This is a genomic window from Rhizobium sp. PP-F2F-G48, assembly GCF_004342335.1.
Lineage (GTDB): Bacteria > Pseudomonadota > Alphaproteobacteria > Rhizobiales > Rhizobiaceae > Ferranicluibacter.
In genome coordinates this window covers 228,017-240,378 of record NZ_SLVH01000008.1, presented here as the reverse complement: position 1 = coordinate 240,378, position 12,362 = coordinate 228,017, and the positions used below count along the sequence as shown (strand labels likewise).

The 12,362-nt window shown below is 64.0% G+C and carries 10 protein-coding genes; 1 reads left to right on the top strand and 9 read right to left on the bottom strand.

The window, feature by feature from the left end; translation table 11 throughout:
* Positions 1-13 precede the first annotated feature (13 nt).
* Positions 14-1,081, top strand: a complete 1,068-nt coding sequence (gene ugpC, locus C8J36_RS18430; RefSeq protein ID WP_132536831.1) for a sn-glycerol-3-phosphate ABC transporter ATP-binding protein UgpC — start codon at positions 14-16, stop codon at positions 1,079-1,081.
* A 60-nt stretch (positions 1,082-1,141) separates the two neighbouring features.
* On the opposite strand, the gene C8J36_RS18425 is transcribed toward ugpC, so the two are convergent.
* The 9 genes from C8J36_RS18425 to C8J36_RS18385 all read right to left on the bottom strand — a co-directional run bounded on the left by C8J36_RS18425 (position 1,142) and on the right by C8J36_RS18385 (position 12,267).
* Positions 1,142-1,822 carry an isochorismatase family cysteine hydrolase gene (locus C8J36_RS18425; RefSeq protein ID WP_132536830.1) on the bottom strand — a complete coding sequence of 227 codons (681 nt, stop codon included), beginning with the start codon at positions 1,820-1,822 and terminating at the stop codon, positions 1,142-1,144.
* Between the two features lie 40 nt (positions 1,823-1,862).
* Complete coding sequence (locus tag C8J36_RS18420) at positions 1,863-2,801, bottom strand: ABC transporter permease (protein ID WP_132536829.1); 939 nt, start codon at positions 2,799-2,801, stop codon at positions 1,863-1,865.
* A complete protein-coding gene (locus C8J36_RS18415; protein WP_132536828.1) occupies positions 2,798-3,913 on the bottom strand; it encodes an ABC transporter permease in 1,116 nt (371 codons plus the stop codon). Before C8J36_RS18415 ends, C8J36_RS18420 begins: the two co-directional genes overlap by 4 nt.
* Positions 3,906-5,429: an ABC transporter ATP-binding protein gene (locus tag C8J36_RS18410; RefSeq protein WP_207897563.1), complete on the bottom strand. Its 1,524-nt coding sequence runs from the start codon at positions 5,427-5,429 to the stop codon at positions 3,906-3,908. Before C8J36_RS18410 ends, C8J36_RS18415 begins: the two co-directional genes overlap by 8 nt.
* A 132-nt stretch (positions 5,430-5,561) precedes the next feature.
* Complete coding sequence (locus C8J36_RS18405; RefSeq protein WP_132536826.1) at positions 5,562-6,647, bottom strand: BMP family ABC transporter substrate-binding protein; 1,086 nt, start codon at positions 6,645-6,647, stop codon at positions 5,562-5,564.
* Between the two features lie 53 nt (positions 6,648-6,700).
* The gene (locus C8J36_RS18400) at positions 6,701-7,084 is read right to left on the bottom strand and encodes a VOC family protein (RefSeq protein WP_132536825.1); all 384 of its coding nucleotides are present in this window, start codon (positions 7,082-7,084) and stop codon (positions 6,701-6,703) included.
* 102 nt (positions 7,085-7,186) lie between these two features.
* Positions 7,187-8,200 (bottom strand): 2-oxoglutarate and iron-dependent oxygenase domain-containing protein, encoded by a 1,014-nt coding sequence (locus C8J36_RS18395; protein ID WP_132536824.1) that lies wholly within the window; start codon positions 8,198-8,200, stop codon positions 7,187-7,189.
* Positions 8,201-8,687: 487 nt separating this feature from the next.
* Positions 8,688-10,016 (bottom strand): MFS transporter, encoded by a 1,329-nt coding sequence (locus C8J36_RS18390; RefSeq protein WP_132536823.1) that lies wholly within the window; start codon positions 10,014-10,016, stop codon positions 8,688-8,690.
* A gap of 124 nt (positions 10,017-10,140) precedes the next feature.
* Complete coding sequence (locus C8J36_RS18385) at positions 10,141-12,267, bottom strand: acetate--CoA ligase family protein (RefSeq protein WP_245506621.1); 2,127 nt, start codon at positions 12,265-12,267, stop codon at positions 10,141-10,143.
* Positions 12,268-12,362 lie beyond the last annotated feature (95 nt).

The window sequence follows — 12,362 nt, the reverse complement described above, 5'->3', positions numbered from 1 at the left end:
AAGGAACATTGCCATGTCGACCGTTCAGATCCGTGACGTTCGCAAATCCTACGGCGCTCATCCCGTGCTGCACGGCGTCGATATCGACATTGCGGACGGAGAGTTCGTCATCCTCGTCGGTCCCTCCGGCTGCGGGAAATCGACCCTGCTGCGCATGGTGGCGGGGCTCGAGTCCATTACCGGCGGGACGATCAGCATCGACGGCCGCGTGGTCAACGGACTGGAGCCGAAGGACCGCGATATTGCCATGGTTTTCCAGAACTATGCGCTCTACCCGCAGATGACCGTCGCCCAGAACATGGGCTTCGCGCTGGAACTGGCCGGCACCGCCAAGGACGAGATCAAGCGCAAGGTGGACCATGCGGCCGGCATTCTCGGGCTGGAGCCGCTTCTCCAGCGCAAGCCGGCGCAACTGTCGGGCGGACAGCGACAGCGCGTCGCCATGGGCCGCGCCATCGTGCGCGATCCCAAGGTCTTCCTGTTCGACGAGCCCTTGTCCAATCTCGATGCCAAACTGCGCGTCAAGATGCGCGCGGAGATCAAGGCACTGCATCAGCGCCTGAAGACGACGATCGTCTATGTCACCCATGACCAGATCGAAGCGATGACCATGGCCGACACGATCGTCGTCATGCAGGGCGGACATATCGAGCAGATCGGCACGCCGCTCAACCTCTACGACCACCCCAAGAACATGTTCGTCGCCGGCTTCCTCGGTTCGCCCGCGATGAACTTCCTCGACGGCGTTGTCGCGAAAGAACGAGACGCTGCCTTTCTCGATCTGGACGGCGCCGGCCGCGTTCCGTTGGCCGGCGGGATGAGCCACACTGTCGGAAAAAGCGTCATCGTCGGCATCCGTCCCGAAGACATCGGCATCGCGGACACCGGCGGCATCTCGGCCGAGGTGCTCGTCGTCGAGCCGACCGGCTCCGAAACCCATCTCGCCGTCCGGCTGGGAGGCCAGGAGATCATCGTCGTCCTCCGCTCCCGCGTGGCGCTGATCCCGGGCGAGAGGGTCCATCTCTCGTTCAATGACGCCAAGTTCCACCTGTTCGATAAGGACACGAAAGAGGTCATTTAAGAGTTTTAACGGGATGTGGTGGTCCGTTTGATGGATACGGCGGCCTCCCGCTGCGCGCGTTTACTCCAGCGCGGTTTCCCATTCGCGCAGCAGCGTCTCACTGTCCGTCACGACGCCGAGATGCAGCGAGATCATCGCGAGTGCGGCCTTTTCCAAAGGCTCGTCGGTTCCGCGGACCAGATCCTCGAGAACGGTGACGCGGTATCCGAGATTGGAGGCGTCGAAGGCCGTGTTCAATACGCAGCAGTCGGCCATGCAGCCGGTAAGAACGACCCGACGGGCTCCCATGTTCCTGAGCAGGAAATCGAGGTCCGTCGGGTAGAACGCGGACAGCCGTTTCTTGCTGTCGACGATCAAGTCGGAGGGTTCCACGCGCGTGACGAACTCCGTCCAGCGGCTGCCGGCAATCGCATGTGCGTCGGCATTCGGAATATCGCCCACGAAGAGCGGGAATGTCATGCGCCAGGCGGCCGGGATGCCCTTGATGTCATCCACGCCTCCCGGCCGCAGGGTGCTGCGCACATGGATGATCGGCACCCCCAGTTTGCGCGCACGATCGTGGAACCGATCAACACCCTCGACCACCTGCCGTGCCCGCGGCGCGGGACAGGGGCAGTCCGGATCTTCGGACAGATGGCCTTGATGAAGGTCGATCGAAATCGCGACCGTTCCTGCGAGCGCCGTGAACTCCCGGAAATCGTCGGGAAGTTCGGTCGGCTCCCCGTAAACTCGTGCTTTCATGATGGCCTCTCTCGATGGTCTCGGAAAAGCGCCAGGCGCCTTAGCGGCGCTCCTCGCGCACATAGGGTTGGCCCAGTGCTCCGGGCTCGTCGCTGGGGCGGTTCAGATGCCGGATCGACACCCAGATCATGACGCCGAGCGTGGCCAGATAAGGCGCCGTCATCAGCAGATATTGCGGAAGGACGACACCCGCGGCGGCAAGTTTCGGAATGATTGCCTGGATCGACCCGAACAGAAGCGCGCCCGCAGCCGCTTGCCATGGGTTCCAGCGCGCAAAGATCACCAGCGCGATGGCGATCCAGCCGCGACCGGAGGTCATGTCGTCAATCCAGACCTTGACGTTCGCAACGGCGATATAGGCGCCGGCAAGACCGACGAGGGAACTGCCTGCCGTGACCGCGAGAAAGCGCGTCATCGAAACGGACACGCCCATGGCATCGGCGGCTTCCGGGTTCTCGCCGACGGCGCGCAGACGCAGGCCGAACCGCGTTTTCCGGAGAAGATAGGACACGCCGATGAGGATCGGGATCATCAGATAGACGATGACGTCCTGGCGAAAGACGATCGGTCCGAGCACGGGAATATCCGCGAGGATCCCAAGGGAGAGAGGCATGAGCCCTGAAAAGGCCTTGCTGGTCCAGCCGAAGAGATTGCCGAGGAGGCTCGTCAGTCCCTGGCAGAAGAAAACGATGACGAGCCCGGCAATGACCTGATTGACCCTGAGAACGATGACCAGGAACGAGAAGAGAACCGACACGACCGCGGCCGCCAGCATGCCGCCGGCCATTGCGATCAGCGGGTCGACCTTCAGCGTCAGGAGGATCGCGACGGAGGCCAGCGCCCCGACGAGCATCAGGCCCTCCGCCGTCAGATTGAGAACGCCGGCGCGCTCGGACAGGATGAGCCCCAGCGCGGCAAGGGCATAGGGCACGGCGAGCTGGGGAACGGTGGCAAGCCACGTGATGAGAAATGTGGTCATGCGCGGGACCTGATCCAGTGGACGCGATGAATGACGAGGAAATCCGAGGCGGCGACGCTCATGACGACCACGGCCTGAATCAGCTGAACCGTCGACGGGGGAATGGAATAGAAGACTTGCAGATTCTGGCCGGCGACGAAAAGCACCGACATCAGCAGAGCGACGATGGCCGCGGCGATCGGGTTGTTGCGCGCAAGAAACCCGATCAGGACGCCCGAGACGCCATAGCCCGGGAAGAAGGACTGCGTGAGCCGCCCTTCCTGACCGCTCGTGACGACAAAGCCGGCCAGCGCGGCGAGGCAGCCCGAGACCAGGACAATCATGAGGACCATCCGTGCCACCGGTACGCCCAACGCCCGGGCGACACCCGGATTGGCGCTGACGAAGCGCATGTAGATGCCTGCCCGGCTGCGCATGACGAGGTAGGCCATGAGAACGGTTGCCAGACCGGCAAGGAGGAGCGAGACACTCACGCCACTGTCGAGGTTCGGCAAGAGCTCGGAAGCGGCATAAGATGGCGAGTGCGGGAACCCGTCCTGATCCTTCCAGGCGCCGTAGAGAAGATGCAGCAGAAAATAGTAGGCGATGTAGTTGAGCAGCAGGGTCGAGATGATCTCGTTGACCGAAAGGCGCAGCTTCAGCAGAGCGGGGATCAGAGCCCAGAGAGCGCCGCATGCCATGGCGGCAAGCCCCATCAACGGCAGGCGTGCCCATTCCGGGCCGAGATGAAGGAGCGAAACGAGCGTCGCTCCGATGCCGCCGAAGATCATCTGGCCCTCGATGCCGAGATTCCAGAAACGCACGCGAAACGCCATTGCGGCGGAGAGACCGACCAGCATCAGCGGTGCTGCCTGGACGAGAACGGCCTTGAAGTTCATCGGATCGAGGATGGTCGCCGTGATGAATTCGTCGGCGAGGCTCGCCGCCGGCACACCGACGAGAACGAGGGCAAGAGCGGAAAGTCCGAGCCCTGCTGCGAGCGCGCCCGCAAGCGCAAGGAGGCGCAGCGAGAGGCTGGCGCTGCGCCGGACCTCGATGGATATCTGGCCGAAGCGGTGACGCTGCCCGAGGGAGGCAGCGTGCCTCGTTACATCTGGAATGCTCTCAGTCATGACCCACCATTGCCGCTCCGATTGCCTGCCGATCGAACGGCGCCGTGAATTCCGCGATAAGTTTACCGCCAGCCATGACGCCGATGCGGTGCGCCAGCTTCATCGCCTCATCCAGATCCTCGCTGACGAGAAGAACGGCCGCGCCGTTGCCCGCCGCCTCCTGCAACCGGGCATGCACGGCAGCCGTCGCGCGGGCATCGAGGCCGCGACTTGGGCTTTGCGCCACGATGATGCTGGGCGGGTCGGAGAACTCGCGCGCGATGACGAGCTTCTGGGCGTTTCCGCCGGAGAGAAGGGCTGCGTTCTGCGAGAGATTCCGGACGCCCTGGACGTCGAAGGTCGAAAGAGCCTCTTCGGCATCTGCGCGCAGACGGCCGCGCTTCAACCAGAGCCACGAACCATAGAGACCACGCACCACATTGCCGATGCCGTAGTTCTCCGCGACGGAGAGACCTCCGGCCAATGCATAACGATAGCGGTCGGCTGGAATGAACGCGACGCCGAACTGGCGCAGGCGCGCCGGATCCGCCGCGCTGACCGCCTCTCCCGCGTCTTCGAACTGAACCGTGCCGGAATCGGCGCGGCGCAGACCCATCAGCAGTTCGGTCAGTTCGCTCTGGCCGTTGCCGGAGACGCCGGCGACCGCATAGATCTCGCCCGCCCGGACATGAAAGGAGACCGCATCGACGGCCTTCGTTCCATTGGCGCGCTGGACGGAGAGGCTGAGCGTCTCCAGCCGGCGTCGGCCGAAAACCGGCTGCACATCCCGCAGGCTCGGCAGGGCTTCGCCGACCGTCAGGCGCGTCAACTCCTCGAGGGTCGTTTCTTTCGGGTTCACCGAGGCGACCGTGCGCCCGCCCCGCAGGATCGTCACGCGATCCGCAAACCGCTTCACGTCCGAAAGCTTGTGCGTCACCAGAACGATCGTCGTTCCGCTCTCGGCCAGCCGTCGCAGCGTCAGCATCAGTTTTTCGGCTTCCTGATCCGTCAGGACGGCCGTCGGTTCATCGAGAATGAGGATGCGCGCGCCGCCGATCAATGCCTTGACCACCTCGACCCGCTGCTGCTCTGCAATGGACAGGCTGTCGATCCGGGCATCGGGGTCGAGCGCGGCGCCGAGTGCTGCAGCCTGTTTCTGGATGGCGGCCATCACCGTCCGTCGCTCGCTCTTCGCCGAGGCGATGCGATCGACGGCGCCGAGCCGTGACAGGAGGACATTGTCGAGAACGGTGAAGGGACGAACGAGTTTGAAGTGCTGGTGCACCATGCCGATGCCGAGAGCCGCAGCCTCCCTGGGGCCGGAGAGGTAGGTTTCCCGCCCCTCCAGTCTGAGCGAACCGCCGTCGGGCGTGTAGAGCCCACAGCAGATGTTCATCAGCGTCGATTTCCCCGCGCCGTTCTCGCCCAGCAAAGCATGAATCTCGCCTGCTGCCGCGGAAAAGCTGGCCCCGTCGAGCGCCCGGAAACCGTCGAACGTTTTGCTGACGCGCTCGAGTTCCAGAATTGGATGGGTCATGGACATGCTTTCGGACTGTTTGGAACGAGCCTGGCGGAGGCTCTGGATCTTTGTTTCAACAGCATTGTCCGATGCAGAAGCGATCCGGCTTCTGCTGGAAATGCTCTCGCGGCCTCCGCCGGGCAAGCGCCGCTACTTTTGCGAGATGACACCGGGCACGAACCAGTCCATCGTCCACAACTCGGCGTCGGTGATCGCGACATTCGCAGCCAGACGTTCCTTTCCGTCGCGGTCCTTCAGAGGCCCTGAGAAAACCGGATTGCCGTCGATGATCGACTGGCGCGCCGCCATGATCTTCTTCTTGTTGTCTTCGGAGACGGCCGGGCCGCAGCAGGTAATGTCGGTTCCGCCCTCCTTGATGCCCGGGAACGCACCATAGGGTGCCGGCTCCCAGGTCCCCGCCTTGATCTTTTCGATCTCCGGCGCCAGAAACTTCGCCCAGGTCCAGACAGACGAGCACTGCGTGGCCTTCGCGGCAAACTCCGTCAGATCGCGGTGGTGCCCCGTGCCGTAGACGCCCCGTTCCTCGGCCACGATCTGCGGTGTGGGCGTATCCACATGCTGGCCGATCACGTCGATCCCCTCGTCGATCAGCGCCGACGCTGCGGCCCGCTCCTTGACCGGATCGTTCCAGGCGCCGGTGAACACGACCGTCAGGGTCGCGTCGGGATTGATCGCCTTCGCCCCGAGTTCGTAGGCGTTGATGGTCCAGTTGACCACCGGAAGCGGGTTTGCCGCGACGAAACCGAGCTTCCCGGTCTTGGAAGAGGCGGCCGCCGCCATGCCGCAGAGATACTGGCTCTGGTAGGTGCGTCCGTAGAAAGACTCAAGGTTCGGACCGTTGGTGATGCCGCTTGCATTGAGAAAGGCAACCTTCGGATAGGCTTCCGACAGCTTCTTGAACGTGTCGGAATAGCCGAAGGCGGTGCCGATGATGACGTTGTAGCCGCGCTGGATGAAGCGTTCCACCGGCGGGCTGATCGAGGCGGCATCCTCGGACACCTTCTCGACCATCGGGATTTTTGCGCCGAGCGCCTCTTCGAGCGCCGGCCGCGCCTCCTCGAAGGCCTGGCTCCATCCGCCGTCATTCTTGGGTCCGAACAGGATGATGGCGGCCTTCGGCGTTCCCTCCACCTTGAATTCGGCAGCCGACGCGAGCGACGCGGAGAAGATGGAGGCAGCGGCCGTGAGAATAACGGCCTTCTTTAATCTGGTCATTCGCGAATTTCCCTGGATTGGCCGACCGCACGAGACGTCGGCATCAAATGCATTCACAGCATCTTGTTGATTCTGAAGACATTTCCCTCGGGATCGAGGAGGACTGCCTGGTACCAGTTGTAGTAGGTCTTGTAGGGTGGCTTGATGAGTTGGGCGCCCATCGACACCGCGACCGGCACAAGACGATCAACGTCCTCCGGCTGATCGACATCGATATTCAAGAGGAACTTGACGCCTGTCGGGCCAGCAAGTTCGCCGAGCCCCAGCAGGTCATAGGCATCCTGCGCGTTGAAGCCGAGGCACGTTTGTCCCGTCTTGAGGCCGACGAAGATCGGAGACCGGATTTCCGGGATCTCCTCGAATCCGAACAGGTCGCGGTAAAAGCCCGAAAGCGACACGATGTTCTGCGTGAAGATGTTGACATAGGAAAGGTTCACGGGATCGACCCTTGACGCGGAAAATTGGGGAAAGGCGCAGGCGCGCAGGGACACGACAGACGGGTGAGCCGTCTGCGCGCTGCAACCTCAAACGAGGATGGATCAGGCGGCTTTTTCGCCCTTGCCGAATGTCGTCTGTTTGACGAACTTGCTCTTGAGATGGTCGCCCGAGGTGACGGCCTCGTACTTCGCGGCGGCACCGTCCTCGATGCAGCCCGGCAAGCACGCGATGACGGCGTCGTAGTTCGGCTGATGAAAGAAGACGACGGAAAGGCGATCCACGTTTTCTTCCGATGCCATCGACGGATTGACGACGCGATGGACCGTCGAGATCCAGGTATCGTTGGTCCATTGCTGCATGAGGTCGCCGATGTTGACGATGAACGTGCCTTCGATGACGGGAACGCCGACCCAGTCGCCCGCCTTGTTCTTTACCTCGAGGCTCCGATCCCCAAGTTCCTTCCGCAGGATCGTCATGCTGCCATAGTCGGAATGGGCTCCCGCACGCAGCTGGCCGGGAAGAGGCTCACTCGTCTGTCGCGGATAGCGCAACACGCGCATCATCGAGATGTTGCGGTCGATCGTCTTGTCGAAGTAATTTTCGTCGAGATCGAGCGCGAGGGCGAAAAGCCGCATCAGATCGGTTGCGAGCGCATCGACAGCCCGGAAGTAATCCTCCCAGAGGCCTTTCAACTCGGCGGGCACGACCGGCCAGACATTCGGAGCGAAATGCGGACCGGCACTTGCCGACGTGTAGTACGGATCGTTGCTCGGCACATCGACAGGTCCGATGGAGAGGGATTCCTTGATATCCGGGGGCGTCGGCTCATCGAGGCTGAAGGACAGGCCTTCGCCGCCCACAGCCGAATATCCGCGAACCTGATCCGGGGCCGGGCGGTCGCATTTGACCTTCTCACCGTGCGGCAGCGCGAAGAATGCGGAGGAAACAGCGTGGGTCTTGCGGATTAGATCTTCGGAAATACCGTGCCCCGAGACGACGAGAAAGCCGATGTCGCGGCACGCCTGTCCGATCTTCGCAGCAACCGCTGCTTTGCCTTCCGCGGATCCGTTTTTGTAGGGGCTGAGATCAATTACGGGAACTTCAAGCAAGGTCATCTGTCTCTTCCTCGATCGGGTTATGTGCGCTCGAACTCTGTTCGCTCTTGCTACGAACAGGGAATGCAAGGCTCATGCCAACCGAAGAATCCACCTCTTCCGGTCTTTGAGATCTTTAAAATTTACCAAGCGATCAAAAAAAATTCACTTAAATTCAGTATGTCTAAAATTTAAGCGTGTTGCCTCGCAGACGCGTGAGAGAATTGGCGGCCCGACGGCATCGGGTACGCCTGTGACCCTGCAATGCACAGCATCCCTGCCTGCCGCGTCACGAAAGATCCTTCTGATGTAATAGGGCGACCCGGCGCGGCGGCCGGGCCGCACTTGTCGATCGTGATCTCCGAGCTCGCGCGTGGCCGCCGTTCCGCCAGGTCAACGCACGCGGGAACGCTGCCGGAACCGTTGCATGGCTGATCCTCCGATGGATCAGCCATGCAACATTCGCAACAGCAACCGATCTTGGTCGGCGCGGTTCTGTCGCTGTCTGCTACCGCAAAGCCTGCCGCGAGCCCTTCGGTCCGGCCCCTCGAAGAGCGAGCAGCAGGAGGGTCAGGGCAGCGATGGTCGAGCCGAGGCCCATGGCGAGGGCGACGGTCGGGAGCGTCGCTCCGTTTGCAAACAGGAAGCCGGCAATGATGGGGCTGAGGGCTGCGCCGCCCCGGCCGATGCCGATGACGAAGCCGGTGCCGCTTGCGCGGACTTCCGTCGGAAAGGTTTCGGCGACGATCGCATAGATCCCGACAACGCCGGCATTGGTGGCGCATCCCGCGATCGCCGCGAGGATGGAGAGCTGCACGAGATCCGGAGCGCTGCGCCCGAACAGGGCGACGAGAGCCGTCGCGATCACCATGACGCCGATCGTCAGGTTCCGCACGGGGAAGCGCTGGCTGAGGAGGCTGACGACGATGGAGCCGGCGATGCCGCCGATATTGGCCCAGACCAGGACATTGCCGGCAGCCGATGGCAGGAAGCCCATATCCGCAACGATTTTCGGCGCCCATTTGAGGATGAAGTAGAAGGTCATGATGTGGAAGAAATAGGCAAAGGTCAGGCACAGGGTGGCGACGATCAAGGTCGGGGAGAACAACTGCCCGAGACCCGGCTTCAGGCGTTCCCCGTCCGGTTCCGGCAGGGCGACGACGGTCGCGCGGCCCATGCGTTTCAGGACGGCGTTGAGCCGTTCGAGCGCGCCTTCGGGCCGGCGCTGGATGAGCCACGGCACGGTTTCCGGGAGGGTGAAGTAGACCAGCGGTATGCAGCAGGCGGTCACGATCGCCCCGCTGGCAAACACCGCCCTCCAGCTGTAATCGACCAGGAAATGCGACACGAGGGCGCCGCCGATCACGGCGCCGACGGGATAGCCCGTCGCCATCAATGCGACCGCGAAATTTCGGCGTTTCGCATTGGCATGCTCGGCCGCGAGCGCGTTGGTCGCTGCCAGCATGCCGCCGATGCCGAGACCGGTCAGGAGCCGCCAGGCCGACAGCGGCAGGATGCCGGAGGCGGTCGCTGCCAGCGACATCCCGCCGGCCATCAGCACGAGGCTGGTGAGGACGGCGGCGCGCCTGCCGATCCGGTCGCAGAGGCCTCCGAGCCACACGGAGCCGATGGCCATGCCGATGAGTTCCATCGACAGGACGATGCCGAGCGCCGCCCGGTCGATGCCCCATTCCTTGGCGATGCCGGGCGACGCAAAGCTGATCGACAGGACATCGAACCCATCGAGCGCGTTCAACAGGACGCAGAGACCGACGGCCCAGATCTGCATCGGGCTCATCGGCGTCTGCGCGAGACTGTGTTTCGGATCCTCGGTCATGACTGCTCCTCCCTCAAGGTTGAAATGGCACCGGATGCCCTGCCCGCCCTCCGCGGATGCAGGGCCCTCCTGCGGTATCGGTCTCCGTCGCCCAGCCCAGTCGCCCAGTGTCAGTCGCCCGGCCTTAGACGCCCAGCGTCATCAGCGCGTCGAGAATGACGGCGCCCTTGCGTCCGGGGTAGACGACGACGGGATTGAGGTCGATCTCGCGGATCGACGGTTCTGCCCGAAGAAGACGGCCGAGCCGGCCGACGATGTCGGCCACCGCCGGGACATCGCAAGGCGCGGCCCCGCGAAAGCCGTGGAGAAGGGCGGCGCATTTCAGCCGTCCGATGTCCGCGACGATCGCCTCCTCCGTCAGGTCGGCGGCGAGCAGGCGCACGTCCTTCAGGATTTCCGCCTGAACGCCGCCGAAGCCCACGAGAATGACGGGACCCCATTCCGGATCGTTGCGTGCGCCGACGATCAGTTCGATCCCGCGCGGGCTCATCGTTTCCACAAGGACCCCGTCCAGAACCAGACCGGGCCGGTGGCGGGCGATGTTGGCCGACAGCTCGGCCCAGCCCTTCGCGACGGCCGCGTCGTCGGAAAGACCGACCAAGACCCCGCCGGCATCGCTCTTGTGCGAGAGGTCGGCGGATTGCGCCTTGAGGACGACGGGATAGCCGATCTCTCGGGCGCGCCGGCAGGCCTCTTCCGGCGTCGTAGCGAGCGCGCCGTCCGGAAAGACGAACCCGGCCTGCCGCAGCAGGTCCTTGGCGCGGTATTCCGGAAGGACGGCCGGACCGGCCGGCAAGGCTGCCAGCGGCATCGGCTCGGCGTCGGTCACGGCGAGCGTGCGGCGGGCGCGTTCGGAAAGCCTGGACACGGCCCGCATCACCCGGTCGGTGGATGGGAAATAGGCGATATCGAGGGCGCGAAGGCCCTCGACATAGGCGGGCGGGATCGGCGCGCCCTCGTCCAGGCCGGCGACGATGATCGGCTTGGCGGGTTTCAGGTCCTCGATGGCGCTGAGGATCGAGGGGAACTTCAGGGTGCAGGTCGCAGCGTCGGTCTGGATGATGCCGAGCACGATGGTCTCGACACGATCGTCGGCCAGAAGAGCGGCGAGCGTGCGCCGGTACAGGTCCGGATCGACCAGAGATTGCGCTGTGAGATCGACGGGGTTGCTGACCGGCACGAAGGGCGGCAGGGCGGCGCGAAGATCGGGACTGTCCTCGTCGGTCATCTGCGGCAGGGGCAGGGCCAGCGCTTCGGCCAGATCGAGCGTCAACGCCTTGAAGGCACCGGATTCGCCGACGACCGCCGCACCCCCGCCACCGATCCGGCCGTAGCGGGCGGTCAGTTCCAGGCAGTCGCCGAACTCCTCCAGCGTCTCCACAAGCGTGACGCCCACCCGCTCGACACGGGTCTTCATCACCTGATAGTCGCCCGCCATGGCGCCGGTGTGGGTCGCAGCCGATTCCCGCGCGGCGCTGCTGCGGCCGGGATGCAGGAGAACGATCGGCTTCCCCGCCGCGATTGAGCGCCGCGCGGCCTGCAGGAAGCGCGCCGGCTTGCGGAACTGCTCGACCACCAGGCCGATGACGCGGGTATGGGGATCGTCGATCAGATAGTCGACATAGTCCTCGACCCCGCTGGCCGCTTCGTTGCCGGTCGAGATCGAGAAAGACAGGCCGAGGCCGCGGGCAAGCAGGGTGCTGTCCACGACGGCGGCGATCGCGCCGGACTGGGAGACGATGCCGATGCCCGGACGGCCGTTAAGCCTGATGTCGGGCGTCTCGATGAAGGTCAGGGGGATGCCATCGACGAAGTTGACGAGGCCGAGGCAGTTCGGCCCCTCGACCATCATGCCGCTGCGGGCCGCGATGGCGGCGATCTCGCGCTGTTCGGCCAATCCCTCGGGCCCACCCTCGGCAAAACCGGCCGAGAAGATCACCACGGCGCCGGTTTTGCGCGACGCCAGCGCCGTCACGGCGTCGAGAACGGCGGCGCGCGGAATGGCGAGGATCGCCACGTCGACACCCTCCGGCAGATCGCCGATGGCCTTCCGGCAGGCGCGACCGCCGATCTCCTCCCGGTTGGGGTTGACGAGATAGATCTCGCCGGGAAACCGCAAACGGTCGAGATTGGCCAGAACCGAGGCGCCGAGCGCGCCGGGCTTGTCGGAGGCACCGATGATCGCCACGGAGGCCGGACGAAGCAAGCGGCCGATGGCGTTTGCAGGCAGGAACCGGATATCTTGATCCACAGTCGTCTCTCCTCCACAGAGCCGCGCCTCCATCGGAGCGGCGGCTTTCCTTGCATCCGTTGACGGGTCCGCATCGTCTCCCGGGCCGATGCGGA